Raw genomic sequence first — 18,931 nt, forward strand, 5'->3', positions numbered from 1 at the left:
GGCTCGGCCCCCCGATACGTGGGGTGGACCTCGGGACGGCCGGCAGCCGATGTCGGCCTACTCCGGCGTGCTGTCGGTACCCCGCGCGCCCGGGGCCAGCAAAACGGCCGTGTCTCCCGGTCGGGGGAGGGGCGTGCCGGTTTCCGTGACCGGATCGAGGCGGCCGTCACGCCGCACGAGAAACAGCAGATCGCTGCCGGGCCGCACGGCGTCGCCGACGGGCTGGACGAGCACGGCTGCACCCTCCTCGTACCTGCGGGAGAACGTCGGCCAGGTCAGATCCGGGCCGAACAGAACCTCACCGCCGATGAACGGCGCCACCACGCCGTGGCTGTCGGCCGGTGCGTTGAGACGGTGGACCGTACCCTCCACGCTGCCTTGCACAAGCACCGCCGCCAGCGCGTTGAAGTCGTCCTCGGAGGTGAGGAAGTACACCGCCGTGATGCCCTCCAGCTCGGCCGCCCCGCCCGTGGCGGCGCCCAACAGCTCACCGGGCGCCAGCTCGATGCCGGCCCGTCGGATACGTTCGCGCTGTTCCTCTTCGCCCGCCCACATCAGCACCTCCAGCCCTGCTGACTTCAGGGCCACGCCCAGGTCGACCACCCAGGGGTCGCCGCCGACCAGCAGGGGCCGCGAGCGGGACGGGCGCACGACGCCCAGGCGACGGGCCACGGGCGAGGCGGTCAGGCCGTAGAGCGTCACGGTCGCGACGATGACGACGAACGTCGCCGGAAGGATCTTCGATGCGCCGCCGATGTCATTGGCCACCAGACCGGCCGAGAACGTGGAGGCCGTGGCGGCCGCGACGATACCGCGTGGCGCCATCCAGCCGATGAAGCTCCGCTCGCCGCGGGTCAGGTCGGTGCCGAGGGTGGCCACGACGGCGACCAGCGGCCTGACGACCAGCACCAGAAAGGCGGCGAGCCCGAGCGCGGGCAGCCATACGTGGCGCAGCGAGTGAGGGGTGACGGTGGCCGAGATCGAGATGAAGAGCACGCCGAGGATCAGGCTGACCAGGGTCTCGAAGAAGGGCCGACGCGCGGGCACGTCCATGCCGGGGAGGTTGGCGACGGCCAGGCCCATCACCACGGCGGCGATGAGTCCCGTGTCGTCGCGAAGGACGTCGCAGAACGCCGCCACACCGATCACCAGGGCGAGCTGCGCCGTCGTGCCGAGGACCTCGCCGAGTCGCAGCACCCGGAACAGCACCCACAGCACAGCCGCTCCGACCGCTCCTCCGGCCACTCCGATGCCCACGCTGGCCAGGAACCGCACCGTCCCACTGCCGATGTGGTGGTGTGAGCTCGCCACGACCGCGTGGAAGACCAGTGCGCCCAGGACGCCGCCGACCGGGTCGATGAGGGACCCTTCCCAGACCAGGATGCGCTGGAGCCGGTCCTTCGGTCGCACGAAACCGAGCAGCGGTCCGACGACCGTCGGCCCCGAGACCACGAGGATCGTGCCGATCATGAGGGCCGCCCGTGGGGAAATCCCCAGCAGCGGCGCGGCCATCAGCGTGCCGAGCAGCCCGGTGATCAGGACACCGATCCCGATCAGCCGGACGACGACGCGGCGCGTGTGGCCCTTCAGCCTCGCCAGGTCCAGCCCGAGGGCGGCGTCGTAAAGGATCACGGCAACGGCCAGCGACACCAGCGGTGAGAACGCCGTGCCCAGCAGCTGAGCGGGGGCGACGTCGTCGATCAGCGCGCCGGCGGAGAAGCCGACCGGCAGCAGGACGATGAGGGCGGGGATGTGCAGGCGGCCGGCGAGGATCTGCGATCCGACGGCCAGGACCAGGATCACGCCCACGCCGATGAGTACCTGGTTCGTCGTCACATGCGGCCCTTTCGGTGCGGGGTGGTGGGACGAGCGGGTGCTCTTGCCGCCCGGCTGCGTGGCCGGCCGGGTCAGACCTCCGCCGAGTGCCGTGTGACTGCCGGGCGCCGTGACGGCGTCGTCACTCCCCCCACGGGGCGATCCCCCAGCGGACGGTGTGCTGCTCGCCGGGGCCAAGGCGGACGAGCCCGGTGCCGCTGCGGAAGGCGTCGGGCGGACAGGTCATCGGCTCGATGGCGACCGCACGGCGGCGCTCCTTCGGCGGGAGCGTGTCGCCGGTGTAGAGCTGCACGTAGTCGGCGCCTTCACCGAGCCACACATCCGTGCCGAACGCACCCGACGGGTGAGCCAGGCGCACCACGGCCCGACCGTCCGCGTCCCGGACGAGGTCGCCGAAAGGGGTGTCCAGCCGGAGCGCACCGACAGCCCGGGGCGTTCGCAAGTCGTACTCGCTCCCGGCGACCGGCTCGGCGGCGACCGGCAGGCCACGCTCATCGGTGCGCAGCCAGGTGCGTGCGGGGACGGTCAGCACCGCCTTGTCGACGACGGCGGTGCCCGCGGTGACGTAGGGATGCTGGCCGAAGCCGTACGGTGCGGCGCTCGCGTCAAGGTTGCGCGCGGTGACGGCGACTTCGAGCCCGCTCGCGCCCAGGGTGTACTCGGCGCGGACGCGCAGGTGGAACGGGTAGCCCGGCTGCGGCCACAGCGAGACCTCCAGGACGGCGCGGCTGCCGCTGGCCTCCACGACCCGCCACGCGATCCACCGCAGCAGCCCGTGGATGGCGTTGCCGCCGGCAGGCTCGGTGAGCGGTAGCCGCAGATCCTCCCCTGACCAGGGGTAGCGGCCGTCGCGGATCCGGTTGGGCCACGGCACCAGGATCTGGCCGCGTCCGCCGGTGATCCGGTCCTGTTCGGCGAATCCGTCGATCACGGTGCGCTCACCGACCGCGTACGACCGAAGGGCCGCGCCCAGCTCGACGACAACGGCACGGTGCGTGCCGTGACGAAGGGTCAGTTGCCGTCCGGTGCGGCTCTCCTGCACGCGTGGCCTCCTCGGTCCGCCCGGCCGTCCTCGGACGCCGGCGTAGTGGTGGCCTGCGGTGTCGGCCCTCCCGTCGGGAGAGTGCGGCCCCTCATGGGCCCGGTCAAGCACGACACGTTCCCCTCGGCTCGATCACCGGGCAGGTTCGCCCGCTGAGGCCACAGGAGCGGGCGGCGGTCGACGCAAGGGCACTCGTGCGGGCGCCCGGACGGCGGCGTCACCCGCTGCCCGCGCGCCCGTCACGACGGCCGATGCGCCGCCAGACAGCCCGTTGGAATCTGATCATCAGCACGCCCACCAGGATCAGCAGCACGATGTTGAGCAGGAGTTGGATCAGGGATCCGCGTGCCTCGCTCCAGCTGGAGAACGCGCAGGAGACGCCGATGTCGGCGGCGGCCGGGATGGTGGTGACCGAGATGAAGACGCCCAGCAGAGCGCTCGTCCTGGCCTGGGTCAGGGACATGATCCCGACGATGCCGGCCAGCACAGCGACGACGACGGAGAAGGCGTTGGGAGCGTCGATCAGCGTGGAGACGGGCCTGAAACCAAGCTCGAATGCCTTGGGTTGAAAGTCGAGGCCCCGGACCGCCCAAGAGAACAGGAAGGTCACGAGGATGGCCAGCAGGAATCCCGCGGTCAGGGCGAACAGGCCCTGGCGGATCCTGGTGCCGTTGCCGCGGTCGATGCCCAGTGCGACGCTGGTGATGGCGCCGTACTCCGGTCCTACGACCATCGCCGCGACGATCAGGATCTGGGAGTTGGTGATGATTCCCACCGCCCCGATGACGCCTGCGATGACCAAGTAGATGTAGAAACTCGGAAGATAGGTGCCCTCGGCGCGAATCCGCGCCTCGACCTCCTCCCAGACCGGCGCGTGCGCGAGCGCTCCGAGCTGCTGCTGCTCGGCTTCGGCCGCCGGACCGGAGAAGGCCATCTCGACCGGTTCGATGACGATGGATCCGCGGCGGTCGAGTTCCAGCTCGCGCAGGCCGCGCAGCACGCCGTTGGCCGCACCCGCCAGGATGTCGCACTCGATCGCGTCGCCGTCGGGGTTGTGCGCCAGTTCGGCAAGGACGACCAGGTTGAAGACATAGCGGTCGTCGGTCAGCAGCCCGACCGCCCGGGGGGTGAGATCAGTGGGGCTCACCAGCCGGACGTGGATCATCTCCATGCACCACCTCCTTCGCTCGCCGACGGCGCCACCGCGGCGCTACGGTGCCCGAGGGCCGGAGTCCCCTCCCGCTCGTGACCGGCTGACTCCAGTAAGTAACGCCCGGTGGGTGGGGGTCGGCAAGCCGGGGTGCGCTCCTCGGGCTCCGGCACCCCCGGTCACTTCGGTCGCTTCCGACGCGCAGCAACCACCCGAGTGGCCGATAGTGGACGCAGGGGGTTCTTTCCGAGACTTCGGAGCATCCATGGATCGCTACCCTCCCATCGCCGAACACGGCCTGGTCGGCGACCTGCAGACCGCGGCGCTCGTCTCGTCGCAGGGCGTCGTGGACTGGTTCGCTGCTCCGCGATTCGACTCGCCGAGCATTTTTGCCGCCCTCCTCGACCACGACGGCGGCGGGTACATGCGGCTGGCGCCCGAACACCCCGACCTGACGTGCAAGCAGCTCTACTACCCCGACACGGCCATTCTGGTGACCCGGTTCATGTCACCGGACGGGGTGGGCGAAGTGATCGACTTCATGCCTCCGGACCGGACCGGCACCGCCACCGACCGTCACACCCTGATACGCGTCGTGCGTACCGTGCGCGGGAGCGTCGACTTCACTCTCGAATGCCGGCCGCGCTTCGACTACGGCCGGGCCGAGCACCAACTGGAGCTCGGCGAGGGCGAGAACAGCGGCCTGTTCCGGTCGCCGGGGATGGACGCGCACCTGCAGACCTCCTTCCCGCTCGAGCGGGACGGCCAGGACGTATGCGGCAGGGTGACGTTGCGCGCCGGCGAGTCGGGCGGCGTCGTGTTCACCGTCTGTGCGTCCGGCGGCCCGGCGCCCGCACCCCTCACGGTCGACGGGTTCACCGCACAGGTCGAGGACACCGGCCTCTTCTGGCAGACCTGGTTGCGCCAGTCCCGCTACCGGGGCCGCTGGCCCGAGCTGGTGCACCGCTCGGTCATCACCCTCAAGCTCCTCACGTACGCCCCCACCGGCGCCCTCATCGCGGCAGCCACCATGGGCCTGCCCGAGCAGGTCGGCGGAGAGCGCAACTGGGACTACCGGTTCACCTGGGTTCGTGACGGCGCGCTGTCCGTGCGGGTCATGCTGGACCTGGGCTTCGTCGAGGAGGCCACCGCTTTCGTCCACTGGCTCGTGGGCAGGCTGCACGAGCGCGAGGGCAAGGAGGGCGAGCCGCTCCAGACGATGTACCGGATCGACGGTAACCCCGACCTGCCGGAGGAGACGCTGGAGCACTTCGAGGGCTACCGGGGTTCCTTCCCCGTCCGGATCGGCAACGGCGCCGCCGACCAGCTCCAGCTGGACATCTACGGCGAGGCCATCTACGCGCTGTCCCAGGGCCGCGAGATCGTGCCGCAGGCCACCTACTCGGCGTGGAAGGCGCTGGCCAGGATGCTGGACTGGTTCGCCGACGCCTGGGACCGGCCGGACGAGGGCATCTGGGAGACCCGCGGCGGCCGCCAGGACTTCACCTACAGCCGGGTGATGTCCTGGGTCGCCTTCGACCACGCACTGAGGCTGGCGGAGCAGTTCCGCAGGCCCGCCGACCTGGAGAAGTGGCGCAGTGCCAGGGACGCCATCTTCGAACAGATCATGGAACGCGGCTGGAGCGAGAGCGAGAGCGCCTTCGTCCAGCACTACGGCGGCGACGTCCTGGACGCTTCCCTCCTGCTCATGCCGAGGGTCGGCTTTGTCGCCCCGAAGGACCCTGTCTGGCTCTCCACGCTCGACGCGATGGACCGCAAGCTCGTCTCCGACAGCCTGGTGTACCGCTACGACCCGGCGGCATCGCCGGACGGGCTGCGCGGCTCCGAGGGCACCTTCAGTCTGTGCACCTTCCTCTACGTCGACGCGCTGGCCCGGGCGGGGCGACTGCCCCAGGCCCGCTACACCTTCGAGAAGATGCAGACCTACGCCAACCACGTCGGGCTCTTCGCCGAGGAGGTCGGTCCGACCGGGGAGCAACTGGGCAACTTCCCACAGGCGTTCACCCATCTGTCGCTCATCATGGCGGCCACCACCCTCGACCAGGCGCTCGACGCGGAGGTAGGGCGCTGACCCATGGTCACCCATGCCCATCCGCCAGGACGGCCACGGCTGACCGAGAAGGAATTCGGCGAGCTGTACCGGCGCCTGTCCGCGCGCGGTGCCTGGGCCTCAGGCGACCGGGGCGCTCTGGACGCGCTCACTCCTGCCCGGGTGGCGGCCGCGACCCAGGAGGTACGGACGGGACGGACGGTGACGCTCGCCGCGCCCGTGGAGACAATGACCGGCCCGGACAATCCGGAGCCCGCGAAGCACCGGATGAGCGGGCAGCCGGGCGAAGACGTCTCCAGCGGACTGCACTTCGCGAGGGACAGCTTCACGATGAACGTGCACGGCGACGCCGACAGCCACCTCGACGCCCTCTGCCACGTGATCTACGACGGCACCCTGCACGGCGGCGTGTCCGCGAGCAGTGTCACGGCGGACGGAGCCACGGCGCTCTCGGTCGAGGCGGCGCGCGACGGGATCGTGGGGCGCGGCGTGCTGCTGGACATCGCGCGACTGCGCGGCGTGCCCTGGCTCGAACCCGGTGATCACGTGACGGTCGGCGACCTCACCGCGGCCGAAACCGCCCAGCACGTCCGCGTGACCGAGGGCGACCTCCTGTTCGTCCGCGTCGGCCATCGCCGACGCCGTGCCGAACTCGGGCCGTGGCACGCGGCGCGTGAGCGCGCCGGACTCCACCCGTCGGCACTGGAGTTCCTCGCCGACCGGCGGGTCGCCGTGCTCGGCGGCGACGGGAACAACGACACCGCCCCGAGTTCCACCGAGGGCGTCGACTTCCCGGTGCATGTGCTGGCGGTCCACGCCATGGGCCTGCACCTGCTGGACTACCTGCAGTTCGAGGACCTGGCACCGGTCTGCGAGGCGGAGGGACGCTGGTCCTTCCTCTGCGTGATCGCCCCACTGAGGCTGCCGGACGCCACCGGCTCGCCGGTCAATCCGATTGCCGTCCTGTGACACCGGCACCCTCGGTCGTGGTGGTCATGGGTGTCTCGGGATCGGGCAAGTCAACCGTCGGACTGCTGCTCGCGCAGCGGCTCATGGTGCCCTTCCTGGAGGCGGACGACGTCCACCCGGCCGCGAACCGCGCCAAGATGGCCGCCGGTCACCCACTCGACGACGAGGATCGACGCCCGTGGCTGCGGTCCGTCGCCGAATGGATCCGCGAGGCGACCGACACCGGACAGGGCGGGGTGGTGGCGTGCTCGGCCCTCAAGCACGAGTACCGGGACGAGTTGCGCAGGGCAGGCGCAGGCGTGTGGTTCCTGTACCTGGCGCTGGACCGCGCGATCGCCGACCGGCGCGTCGCAGGCCGTGTGGGCCATTTCATGCCCGCCCGGCTGGTGGATTCCCAGTACGCCGCCCTGGAACCGCTGCGGCCGGACGAGCCCGGCCTGACCGTCGACGCGGTGGCCGACCCGCAGACCCTCGTCGAGCAGGCGGTGCGCGCTGTCCGGGCCGTGAAATGACCGGGCGCCTGATCGACTCTGCCGGGTCGCCGCCTGCCGACCCACCCGATAGCTTGGGAATTGGCGCTGAATGTCGCGAATGCGCGAACGTCCGTGCGGAACAGCACAGCCCGGAGCCCCCCGGGCGGGCACTTCGGCCAGGACAGCCGACGACTCCTAGAACGGGACCCTCTCATGGCCGACGATCAGCACTACGACGTCATCGTCATCGGAACGGGAGCGGGAGGCGGCACGCTCGCCCACCGGCTGGCCCCCTCCGGCAAGCGGATCCTGATCCTGGAACGCGGCGGCTACCTGCCGCGGGAGCGGGACAACTGGGACTCCACCGCCGTCTTCGTCAAGGGCAAGTACCGTGCCCCGGAGTTCTGGTACGACAAGCACGGCAACCAGTTCCCGCCGGAGGTCAACTACTACGTCGGGGGCAACACCAAGTTCTACGGGGCCGCGCTCTTCCGGCTCCGGCCCGAGGACTTCGGCGAACTGCGCCACCACGACGGCATCTCTCCGGCCTGGCCGATCCGTTACGAGGACCTGGAGCCGTACTACACCCAGGCCGAGCACCTCTACCTGGTGCACGGCCGGCACGGCGAGGACCCCACAGGAGGGCCGACCAGCGCGCAGTACGCCTACCCGCCGGTCGAGCACGAGGCGCGCATCCAGCAGCTCAGCGACGATCTGGGGAAGGCCGGGCTGCACCCCTTCCACCTGCCCATCGGCGTGAACCTCACCCAGGACGAGCACGGCCGGCCCACCCACGACAGCGTCTGCATCCGCTGCGACCGGGTCGACGGCTTCCCGTGCCTGATGGGCGCCAAGTCCGACGCGCAGGTGATCTGCGTCGACCCGGCGCTCGAGTACGACAACGTCACGATGGTGACCAACGCCGATGTGCAGCGCCTGGAGACCGACCCGACCGGACGCACCGTCACCAGGGTCGTCGCCGAACTCAGGAACGGAGCGACCGAGGAATTCAGCGCCGACATCGTGGTGGTCGCCGCCGGCGCGGTCAACTCCGCCGTTCTGCTGCTGCGTTCGGCCAACGACAAGCACCCAGCCGGTCTGGCCAACAGCTCGGACGTGGTGGGTCGCCACTACATGCGGCACAACAACCTGGCGCTGATGGCGGTGTCTAAGGAACCGAACCCCACCAGTTTCCAGAAGACCCTGGCGCTGAACGACTGGTACCTGGGCGCGGACGACTGGAAGTTCCCGCTCGGCGGCATCCAGATGCTCGGCAAGTCGGACGCCGACCAGATCCACGGCGAGGCGCCGCGCTGGGCCGGTGCCGTCATGCCCGACATGCCCTTCGAGGTACTCGCGCACCACGCCGTCGACTTCTGGCTGTGCGGAGAGGACCTTCCGCTGCCCGACAGCCGGGTCACCCTCGACAAGGACGACGCCATCCACCTGGTGCTCGACGAGAAGAACAACATCGCCGGGTTGAAGCGCCTCCAGCACAAGCTGCGGTCAATGCTCGGGCACCTGGGCATGCACGAGCACCACCTGCTGGATCACAGCATCTACTTGCACAAGGGCATGCCGATCGGCGCGACCGCACACCAGGCCGGCACCGTGCGGTTCGGCGACGATCCACGCAGTTCGGCCCTCGACGTCAACTGCAAGGCCCACGACCTCGACAACCTCTACGTCGTGGACACCAGTTTCTTCCCCAGCATCGGCGCGGTGAACCCGTCACTGACCGCCATCGCCAACGCCCTGCGGGTCGGCGACCACATCGCCGCCCGGCTGAGGTGACTGGGACACCGTCGCTCCGTGAACCGGCTGAACGCCGCTACAGGTTGTCGCCGGACGTTCCCACGGCCCGGGTGTCGGCGTCGGTGAGCTCCTCCAGCTCACCCATCGTGTCGAGCCGGTAGAGCAGTACCAGCGCAGGACCGACCAGCACGACCGCGATGGCGGTGACGATCACCAGCCAGCGCAGGGTGTGAGCGGCCCCGGCCGCCTCGGTCACCGTCAACGAGGTGGGCAGCAGGTAGGGCCGCTGCGCGAAGCCCCAGGCTCCGACGACCAGGGCCACGCTCGCCACCGAGGTGTAGCGGGACCAGCCGTGGGACCGGCGCAGCAGAAGCAACACCGTGGCCAGACCGCAGACCGCCGCCAGAATGATCAGCAGCAGGCCCAAGCCCCCGGTGAGGCCGTCCCAGACGTAGCGGGCGTCATTGTGCGTGACGGGCAGGGCGATGAGCGCGAGGACCACAACGGCGCCGAAGGCATACAGCGCCCGTACGCGGAAGTAGTCGACGAGATCGGGTGCGCCGAACCGCAGGGCGTCAGAGCAGAGGAAGACCGCTCCGAGGAAGGCGGTGGCGGCGATGGCCAGCAGACCCGTGAGGACGGAGGTTCCACTGGCCCAGGCGTCCGCGGAGGCGGTCGTGCCGACCGCGACCCGGCCGGACGCGATGCTGCCGAGCACAGCCCCGAGGAAGAAGGGTGTGAGCAGCGAGGAGACGGCGAACAGTGCACCGTAGATCCGTCGTTGGGCCAGGCGGCGGGACGGCTTGCGCAGGGCGAATCCGGCGCCTCGCAGGACCAGGCCGACGGCGGCGAGGGCGAGCGGCAGCCACAGCGCGGTGAAGACGGCCTGGAACATGGTCGGGAAGCCGGTCCACATGATGACCAGGACGAAGATCAACCAGACGTTGTTGGCCTCCCAGACCGGTGCCATGGCGTGGTCGATGAGCCGGCGGGGCCGTAGGCCGCGCTCGGCGCCGCCGGCCAGGAGGTCCCAGAAGCCCGCGCCGTAGTCGGTGCCTCCGGCGCAGGCGTAGGCCGCGATGCCGACCACCATCACCCAGGCGATGAATTCGGCCATTACGACGCACCGCCAGGGGTGTGGTCGGATCCGCCACCGGGCACGGCGCCGGCGGTTGTGGGCTCGGGCTCGCCTCTGGGCCCGTAGGGGGTGTCGGTCTCCGGAGGCAGTCCGGCCGGGGCGGCGGCCGAGCCCTCGTCGGCGATGCGCCAGCGGGTACGCATCTTCAGGACGACCGCGAGGAACGAGCCGAAGACGGCCACGTACACGACGATGACGATGCCGAGCATCGCCCAGACCGATCCGGCCTGGGTGCTGGTCACCGCCTCCGAGACCTTCATGTGCTGGTACACGATCCAGGGCTGGCGGCCGACCTCCGTGGTGATCCAGCCGCACTCGACGGTGACCAGGCAGGCGGCTCCCGCGAGCGCGGCGCAGCGGTAGAACCAGCGGCTGCCAGGGTTGTCCCGGCGCCGCCACCAGGACCAGGCGTACCAGAGTGCGAGCAGGATCAGTACGCTGCCGATGGTGACCATGGTGTCGAAGGCCCAGTGGGCGATCGTGGCCTGGACGGCGGTGGCGCGGTCGGCGGCCGGCACCGAGGTCAGCCCGGTCACCTGGGTGCTGGGTTTGAAGCCGGCGAGGATCGAGTCCAGCTGGGGGATCTTGAGTCCGCCGGAGATCGTGCCGTCGCTGTTCAGCCGCCCGTACATGTACTCGGGCACATGGGTGTCGGTCTTCCAGACGATCTCGATGGCCGCGAACTTGACCGGCTGCTTGTGGAAGACGGCCCGAGCAGCGGAGTCACCCAGCATGAACTGGATCGGAGTGAGGATCGCGGCAACCGTGAACGGCACGGTGAAGCCGAGCCGGTGGTAGCGGTCACGGCGCCCGCGCAGCCAGCCGAGTGCGTACACGCCAGCGACCACGTAGCCGGCGGTCATGAACATCGCGACCGCGAAGTGCCAGTACTCCGGGCCGAACATCGGTGTGAAGACCGCCTGCCGCACGTCGACGTCGACGGGATTGCCCTGGGCATCGAGGCGGAACCCCTGCGGGGTGTTCATCCAGGAGTTGGCCGCGATGATGCCGAACGCCCCCATCAGGGCGGTCAGCGGCAGCGGCACGGCCAGCCAGAAGTGGGTCCAGGGCTTGAGCCGGCGCCAGCCGTAGAGGTAGATCGCGATCAGGACGGCCTCCAGGAAGAACGCCCAGGCCTCGACGCCGAACCCGAGGCCGAAGACGTCTCCCCAGCGGCCCATCATGCCGGGCCACAGCAGACCGAACTCGAAGGACAGCACGGTGCCGGTGATGACGCCGATGGCGAACTGGACGGCCATCACCGCCGACCAGCGCCGGGCGAGTGTGAGGGCGACGGGGTCGTTGCGGCGGAGCGCCCGGTGGTGCATGACCAACGTGATGAACGGCAGTGCGACGCCGAACGGGACCAGCAGGATGTGGGAGGCCAGGGTGAAGGCCATCAACTCGCGTGCCGGCAGGAGCTGGTCGGGGGTGCTGTTCGCCAGAAAGCCAACGATGCTGAGCATGTGTGCCTCGATGGTCCGCCCTGTGGGGGTGGCAGGGCTGAGGAGGGACAGGATGCGAAGGGGTGCCCGTAGAGGATCGACCAGGGCCGGTCAGGGCGGCGGAGGTGTCTCCGGGTCGCTCACCCGGGCCGCCGACACGCCGGTGTTGGGCATGGTGAAGGCGCGTTCGCGGCGGGAGCTGGTGGCGAAGGCGACGGACCAGCTGAGCACCGCTCCCAGTCTGCTGCGGAAGCCGGTGAGGAAGGCCAGGTGGATGAAGAGCCAGGCCAGCCATCCGGTGAAGCCCGACAGATGCAGCGGGCCGGCCTTGACCACGGCCCGGCCGCGGGCGATGTAGGCGGCGCTGCCGAGATCCACGTACTTGAAGGGCTTCGGCTTCTTCGTCCTGCCTTCGACGGCGTGGCGCACGCTCCGGCCCACGTACGCACCGGACTGCATGGCGACTTCGGCCAGGCCCGGCAGCCTGTTCAGGCTCATCGCGTCGCCCGTGACGCGGATCTCCGGATGGCCCGGGACGGTGAGGTCGGGTTCTACGAGGATGCGGCCGGCCCGGTCCTGTTTGGCCCCGGTTGCCCGGGCCAGCGCGGCTGCGATGGGCGGCGCCTCGACTCCCGCCGTCCACAGGACGGTGCGTGCGTCGAACCGGGTCGCCTTGCCGTCATGGTCTTGTACGGTCAGGCCGTGAGCATCGATGTCGGTGACCATCGTGCCGAGGTGGAGTTCCACACCGAGACCCCGCAGGGTTCGAGCCGCACGGTGGGCCAGACGAGGACCGAACGCACCCAGCACCGCGTCGGACCCCTCGAAAAGCAGCACCCGGGCCTTGGCGGAATCAATCGTCTGGAACTCCCGCTCAAGCGTGTGGCCGGCGATCTCCCGGATCTGTCCCGCGAGTTCGACACCGGTCGGCCCACCGCCGACGAGCGCGAAGGTGAGCCATTGCTGCCGTTCCCGGTCGTCCGCGGCCGTTTCGGCCATCTCGAACGCCCGGTAGACCCGCCGGCGGATGTCGAGCGCGTCGTCCAGGGTCTTCATGCCGGGGGCGTGCGCGGCGAACTCGTTGTGCCCGAAGTAGGACTGACGCATGCCCACCGCGACGATCAGATCGTCATACGGCAGCACGACGGCTCCGCCCTCGGGCCGCCGGGCGTGGACCAGCCGGGCGCCGGCATCCACGTCGGTGGCCTCGGCGAGCACGCACTTCACGTTGTGGTGGCGTCGCAGGACGCCGCGCAGCGGTTGTGCGATCTGCCCCTCGGACAGGATCCCGGAGGCGCACTGGTACAGCAGCGGTTGAAAGAGGTGGTGGGCTCGGCGGTCGACCACGGTTACCGCGACCGGGGACCTCCGCAGCGCGCGGGCGGCGAACAGCCCTGCGAACCCTCCGCCGAGGATGACCACCCGGCGGGGTGTGACGTGATCCTGCACCGGAGATCAGCCTCCGGTGGCGAAGCCGGGAAAGAGCGTCATTCCGCCGTCGATGTAGAGGGTGGTCCCGACGACGTAGTCGAACAGGTCGGACGCCATGGCGACGACGGCGTTGGCAATGTCGTCCGGGTCGCCCACGCGGCGGTACGGAATCAGCCGCAGGAGGTCGGCCTCGGCCTCGGGGGTGGACCAGGCGTCGCGGTTGATCGGCGTGCGGATGGCGCCGGGCGCGACCGCGTTGACCCTGATCCGCTTGGGGGCCAGCTCCTGGGCCAGGGTCTGCATCAGCATGCCCACACCGCCCTTGGAGGAGGCGTAGTTCACGTGCCCCGACCACGGGACGATCTGGTGGACCGAGCTCATGCAGATGATTTTTCCCGCCGACCGGGAGACCTCCTCCACCACGCCGCGCCGGACGAACTCCTTGGCGGCCTCCCGCGCGCACAGGAACTGGCCGGTCAGGTTGACGTCGATGACCTTCTGCCACTGGGCGAGCGTCATCTCCGTCACGGCCGAGTCCCGCTGGAGGCCCGCGTTGGCCACCATGATGTCGATGGTGCCGAACTCCTCGACCATCCGCGCGATCATGGCGGCCACCTGGTCCTCGTCGGACACGTCGGCCTCGTGGGCGTAGGCGCGAACCCCGAAGCCCTCGATCTCCTTCACCACGTTGTCTGCCTCGTGCGCACCGACGACGTAGTTCACCACTACGTCCGCTCCGGCCCGGCCCAGGGCGACGGCGGTCGCCAGGCCGATGCCCGAGTTGGCGCCGGTCACCAACGCCTTCTGGCCCCTGAGAAGCTGCGCGGACACCGCCTTGCGGCTCTCACTGACGTTTCCTGCCACCACGATCTCTCCTTCTGCGTTGCGGACGGACGCCCTCGGCAACCGGTCGACGCGCCGGAGAACGGCTGGACGTCGTCCGACCCGTCAGGACCGACACAGGAGCCGTCGCACACCCGGCTCCCCGACGAAAGCACCCTGCGTCGCGGTGGGGACCGACCGGCGCGCAACGCAGCCGCACTTCGGCCCGGTACGTCACACGGTCGGTCTACGAGCTGCGTACACCAGGCCGACCAGCCCACGCCGGTGCGCAGGGAGTTTGCAGCGACGGTCACCCTCGCAGGTGACGATGAGCATGGTCACCCACTCGACCAGCGCGTGGGGCAAGTCGAGTGCGGCAGAATACGGAACCAACGCGGCTCCTGGGCACCCATACCCGTGGCACCTGGTGTTGGACAAGACGTTCGCAGCACCCCGTGCGGCGGCGTGCGGTCGCGCTGCGGCCGACGCGGCCGGGGGACTACTTCCCGCTTCAGGAGACGCGGCGCTCCCCGTCGCCGGAGCCGTCATCCACCCCGGTGCGTGGGTCCGGGTCCGTCACCTTCCGCAGCCACGGCCGCCCGCACCCGTTGCTCCTCGCGGGCGGAGCCGACGTCCCGTTCCAGGGGTGTGCGGCTTACGGCTGTCGCGAGGTCCTCCAGGGCCCGCTTCTGCAGTTCCGCCCCGCGCCGTAGCACCGGGCTCTGGTCCCCGGCGGCGGCGCCCTCCCACATGTGGAACGCTTCCTCCACGTGCCCCCAGTCCGGATTCCTGTGCTCGCGCACGTCGACTGCGGCCTGTGCGGTGTCCGACTCCAGGGCCTCGGCGAGCCGCTCCGCCTCGGGGACGAAACGGCTGTCGGCCCGAGGGACGTGGCTCTCCATGAGCATCGCGGCCCTGTCGAACCCCTTGAGTGCCTCCTGCGCCTCCTCCGCCTCGCGCGATGTCAGACCTCTGGGGCGGACCGGTTCCTGCCTTGCCTGGTCGTAGGCCTCCTGCCAGGCGGCACGTGCCTCCCTGCTGGCCAGCAGTGCCCTGCGCATGTCGGCGCGATGTTCCCGGGTCGGTTCGGCGTAGCTGCGGAGCACTGCGGCCGCGTAGCGGCCGTTGGCGGCGAGCCAGTCCGCGAGCCGGCTCGGCAGCCGGGGGGTCTCCCATGCGGGGAACACCACGTACGCCAGCATGGCCAGGGCCCCGCCGAGCAGGGTGAGCACCACCCGCTCCGGGACCGTCTGCTCCCATGCCTGGCCGCCCATGCCGAGCAGGAAGACGACGTACGCGGCAGTGAAGCACTGGGAGTAGGCGTAGCCGGTACGGAGCAGCGTGTACGACAGGCCCGCCGAGACCACCGCCAGCGCGCCGAACACATGGGCGTCCGGGCCCAGAGCCTGCACCATCCCGGTGGCGAGCGCGACCCCCGCCAGGGTCCCGACGAGACGGGCCACCGCACGCGCGTACGTCCGGTGGAAGTCCGGCCGCATCACCATCACCGAGGCGATGGGCGCCCAGTAGCCGTGGCCCAGGGGTAGCCGGGAAGCGATGAGATAGCCGAGCGTGGCCACCGCCGCCAGGCGGACGGCGTGCCGGAACACGGGCGAGTCCCGGCGGAGCTCACGGCGGACCGCCCGGGCGACGACCGGGACCAGCCGGAACATGGTCGGGCGCACCAGGAACTGGGCGCTCGCGGTGCCGGGCGGCGTAGGAGCCTTGTCGCGCGCCCCGCCGCTCTCGGCGATCGCCAACGCCTCGGCGAGCAGTTCCACGAGCCGCTGGGCGGCCTGCCGGGCGGGCCCCTCCAGCACCTCGTCCTCCTCGTCGACGCGCAGGACATCCGCGCTCCCGGGAGGCACCTCGGCGGGAGTTCCGCGGCGAATCGAGCGGGCGGCCGCATCCAGTACGTCGCCGGCTGTGTCGAGCAACTCCCGTGCGCGGTCCCGCCCGGGTCCCTCTGCCGGGGCGCCGACGTGCGGGTCGGCGAGCGCGGCGACGACCGGCAGGATGCGCTCGACGAGGCCCCGGGGGCCGTGGAGGACGGGGGGACGGGTGCGGGCCTGTGATGGCGTCACGGCGGCCGCGTCCCGGGCCGTCATCAACGGCTCCGGGTCGAACGGGGCGGTCGGGTCGTGCCGCAGCCGACGGGCGTAGTCCCCCACGGCGGCCAGGGCGTCGGCGAGCGCGTCGCGATGCGCGCCCCAACGGCGGATCGGGAACAGCAAGATCAGCACGGCCTGCGCCACGCCCCCGAGCGCGATGATCCCGGCGTGCTCCAGGGCTCGCCCGACGCTCGTGGGCAGGGTGACGGTCACCAGCATGCTGCCGACCGTCGTCGCTGCGACGATCCCAGCGGTCGATCCGAGGGCCCACGCCATCCCAGCGGCAAAGGCCCATACGGCCAGCAGCGGGAGGAACGTCACGAGCCGCCCCGCCGCCAGGTAGCCCACGAACGTGCTGAGTGCCAGACCCGCGCCTGCGCCGAGCGCGATCACCTTGCGTGGACGCCAGGTGCGCTGGAAGGTGGCCCCGCCCGCGGAGTAGGCACCGAGGGCGGCGGACGCGGCGTACGCGGGGGAGACCAGCCACAGCGCCGGCCCGACGACGATCGCCACCCCAGCAGCCGTGCGCAACGCGAGCAGGGGCTCCAGCCGCGTCTCCTCGATCGTGAGCCCGGATCGCACGACCTCCCCGAAGGTCCGCAGCCACGTCACGGGTGTGAGCCTAGCCAAAAGACCCTGCCGGGGCGCGTCGGCCGCCCCGCCGCCTCCTGACGGCACCACGCATCGGCGGATGCGCGCCCCCCGGGGGCCTTCACTCATAGACCGGCACACCCTCGCGTACATCGGCGATCGATGACCACACCCCCAGCGCCGGCTGTTCAGCCCCAGCGGCTCGACGTCGTCCTCGGGGCCGATCCGGGATGGCCGACGGAGGTCGCGAAGCGGCTGAAGAAGGGTGACGGACCTCCCCTACCGGGACGCCCCGGCGTCGCCGAAGGGCCGCCGCGTGGAGCACGAACGCCCGGTACGCCGACCAGCGGTGAGCGGCGATGCCGCACGCGCGTCCGGGAGCCATTTGTGCCGTATCGGTTCACTTCGAGGGCTGGTCACCGTGGTCGCCTTGGAGCGCGTGGCGACGTTCCTGTTCGCGCTTGGAGTAGGCGGCTGCCCGGATCGCCTCGTCGCTCTCCAAACCTGATCCCAGCGCGCCGCCCACGGTGGCGACCGAAGCGACGAACCAGGACAACGTCAGGTACTCCTCGGCGTGCAGTGGGTTTCGTGTCGCGGAAGCGAACAGTTGGTCGTTGAGGATGAACAGCGCCCACACCCAGTTGATGACCATCAAACCCACGTAGCAGACGAGCACCCCGATACCCACGGTCACGACCGTCGAGGCGTTGTAGAGCCGCGTCCTCTGCCTAGCCTCCGGCGAGCTCTCTGGTGATCGATGCCACAGGTCCGCGTCCACGATCAGCCAGCCGATCATGATCGCAACGGACCCGACCATGGCAATCACGAGGCGTGGCGTGCTCAGGGACGCGGCCAGGCTCCAGACGGTGGAGTTCACGGTGGCGACTGCTCCCGTGGCGAGTGCGGCCGCCAGGGCTTTCGACAAGCCCGGCACCAACCGCCACGGCCGGTTGGCGCGGACCATACCGACGAGCACCCGCAGGTAACCGCGCGGCCCGCTGACGACGTACCGAAGATCGTCGGTCTCCTTCTCACTCATTGGGCCCGGATGAATAGGCGCGAGACGATTGACGAAGGGCCCCAGAAGCGGCTGACTTCGCGGAGGTCCTTCAGCCCCAGTGGTTTGCGGATCCGCCAAGCCGAGCACGGCTTCTTCGACGGCCCGCCGGGCCCTCGTCTGCAGCCGCAGGCCCCCCAGTGAAGGAAGAGAGAGCAGCGCCAAGCCGTGTTCGTGATTCAGATGCACGGCGAGCTTGCGCCCGTGTAAGTGCAGCGGAAGGTCGGTAAGGGCCACCACGATGTCCCACTTCTCCGCACTCCCACGGTCCATGATCCGGCGCATCAAGGTGGGCGGGTCCTCCGTCCCCGAGGTGAAGGGCTCGCTGACCACCTCGACATCGAACCGTCGCCCCTGGCCCGACCTGTCGGCGAGCCGAGCAGAAAGTGTCCGGGCCATGCGCTGCGCGACCTCCGTCGGCGCGTCCGGATCCGCCAGGAGAGCCACGACCGTAACGCCCTGCGACTCCCGCATGACTGGACCCTCCTCGTCGGCTGCCCCGCGACCCCAAGTGCCCACAGACGCCGCCGAGGTAACGTCGACGCAGCGTGACACGCCCGCCTCCGCCTGCAGGTGCAGGCGGTACGGCCGGATCTCCTCGTCTTCCCAGCACAGGGCCTGCTCCCGGCACCGGGCCGCGATCGCGTCCGCCAGCGCGAAGACCCGCTCAGGCATCACCCCGGCACGCACCGCACTCCGCGCCACCGACCACCCCGCTTCGGCGTCCGCCCCAAACAGCTTCAGCGCGATCTGCTTCCTCGGCTGCCGCCATGGGCTGTTGCCCGGAGAGGGACAGAGCGGGCCGAAATGGACACGTCCGCATAGGGTGGTCCGCTGCGCTGCCACCTTCTCGGACACCGTTTTCGCTTTCGCCATGAGGACGACACGATGCTCTGGCGCTGCGCGCGTGGGTGCGGAGCGGAGGGAAGCAAGCGATATCCGACGGCCCAGGACGCCGCGCGTTACGCACGGGCATTCGACCGCGAGGACCAGGAGGACATGGGCCGGCGAGCACCGCTGGGTCTGCTCCCCCTTCGACT

At 70.4% G+C, this 18,931-nt stretch carries 12 protein-coding genes and 2 pseudogenes; 4 read left to right on the forward strand and 10 right to left on the reverse strand.

The window, feature by feature from the left end; all coding sequences use genetic code 11:
• Positions 1–57: 57 nt before the first annotated feature.
• The 3 genes from ACYUED_RS45030 to ACYUED_RS45040 form a co-directional block, all read right to left on the reverse strand.
• Positions 58–1,836: a cation:proton antiporter gene (locus ACYUED_RS45030; protein ID WP_491290159.1), complete on the reverse strand. Its 1,779-nt coding sequence runs from the start codon at positions 1,834–1,836 to the stop codon at positions 58–60.
• Positions 1,837–1,957: 121 nt separating this feature from the next.
• Positions 1,958–2,878 carry an aldose 1-epimerase family protein gene (locus tag ACYUED_RS45035; RefSeq protein ID WP_491290160.1) on the reverse strand — a complete coding sequence of 307 codons (921 nt, stop codon included), beginning with the start codon at positions 2,876–2,878 and terminating at the stop codon, positions 1,958–1,960.
• Between the two features lie 217 nt (positions 2,879–3,095).
• Positions 3,096–4,049, reverse strand: a complete 954-nt coding sequence (locus tag ACYUED_RS45040; protein ID WP_491290161.1) for a DUF389 domain-containing protein — start codon at positions 4,047–4,049, stop codon at positions 3,096–3,098.
• 244 nt (positions 4,050–4,293) lie between these two features.
• Here ACYUED_RS45040 and ACYUED_RS45045 point away from each other — a divergent pair, with 244 nt between their 5' ends.
• The 4 genes from ACYUED_RS45045 to ACYUED_RS45060 all read left to right on the forward strand — a co-directional run bounded on the left by ACYUED_RS45045 (position 4,294) and on the right by ACYUED_RS45060 (position 9,335).
• Positions 4,294–6,120, forward strand: coding sequence for a glycoside hydrolase family 15 protein (locus tag ACYUED_RS45045; RefSeq protein ID WP_491290162.1), 1,827 nt, complete (start codon positions 4,294–4,296; stop codon positions 6,118–6,120).
• 3 nt (positions 6,121–6,123) lie between these two features.
• A complete protein-coding gene (locus ACYUED_RS45050; RefSeq protein WP_491290163.1) occupies positions 6,124–7,068 on the forward strand; it encodes a cyclase family protein in 945 nt (314 codons plus the stop codon).
• Positions 7,065–7,580: a gluconokinase gene (locus ACYUED_RS45055; protein ID WP_491290164.1), complete on the forward strand. Its 516-nt coding sequence runs from the start codon at positions 7,065–7,067 to the stop codon at positions 7,578–7,580. Before ACYUED_RS45050 ends, ACYUED_RS45055 begins: the two co-directional genes overlap by 4 nt.
• A gap of 174 nt (positions 7,581–7,754) precedes the next feature.
• A complete protein-coding gene (locus ACYUED_RS45060; RefSeq protein WP_491290165.1) occupies positions 7,755–9,335 on the forward strand; it encodes a GMC oxidoreductase in 1,581 nt (526 codons plus the stop codon).
• Positions 9,336–9,372: 37 nt separating this feature from the next.
• Here ACYUED_RS45060 and ACYUED_RS45065 read toward each other — a convergent pair whose 3' ends face one another.
• From ACYUED_RS45065 to ACYUED_RS45095, 7 genes and pseudogenes are all read right to left on the reverse strand, one after another.
• On the reverse strand, positions 9,373–10,413 hold the full coding sequence (locus ACYUED_RS45065) for a cytochrome d ubiquinol oxidase subunit II (protein ID WP_491290166.1): 1,041 nt from the start codon (positions 10,411–10,413) through the stop codon (positions 9,373–9,375).
• Positions 10,413–11,900, reverse strand: a complete 1,488-nt coding sequence (locus ACYUED_RS45070) for a cytochrome ubiquinol oxidase subunit I (RefSeq protein ID WP_491290167.1) — start codon at positions 11,898–11,900, stop codon at positions 10,413–10,415. The genes ACYUED_RS45065 and ACYUED_RS45070 overlap by 1 nt, the downstream gene beginning before the upstream one ends.
• A gap of 90 nt (positions 11,901–11,990) precedes the next feature.
• The gene (locus ACYUED_RS45075; protein ID WP_491290168.1) at positions 11,991–13,328 is read right to left on the reverse strand and encodes an NAD(P)/FAD-dependent oxidoreductase; all 1,338 of its coding nucleotides are present in this window, start codon (positions 13,326–13,328) and stop codon (positions 11,991–11,993) included.
• A 6-nt stretch (positions 13,329–13,334) separates the two neighbouring features.
• Positions 13,335–14,174: an SDR family oxidoreductase gene (locus tag ACYUED_RS45080; protein WP_491294738.1), complete on the reverse strand. Its 840-nt coding sequence runs from the start codon at positions 14,172–14,174 to the stop codon at positions 13,335–13,337.
• Positions 14,175–14,369: 195 nt separating this feature from the next.
• Positions 14,370–14,525, reverse strand: a pseudogene (locus tag ACYUED_RS45085) (IS5/IS1182 family transposase); the annotation flags it as partial.
• A 152-nt stretch (positions 14,526–14,677) separates the two neighbouring features.
• Positions 14,678–16,855: an FUSC family protein gene (locus ACYUED_RS45090; protein WP_491290169.1), complete on the reverse strand. Its 2,178-nt coding sequence runs from the start codon at positions 16,853–16,855 to the stop codon at positions 14,678–14,680.
• A 379-nt stretch (positions 16,856–17,234) separates the two neighbouring features.
• Positions 17,235–18,356 (reverse strand): annotated as a pseudogene (locus ACYUED_RS45095) (hypothetical protein); the annotation flags it as partial.
• Positions 18,357–18,931: the final 575 nt, after the last annotated feature.

Source organism: Streptomyces sp. DF42 (genome assembly GCF_058267695.1).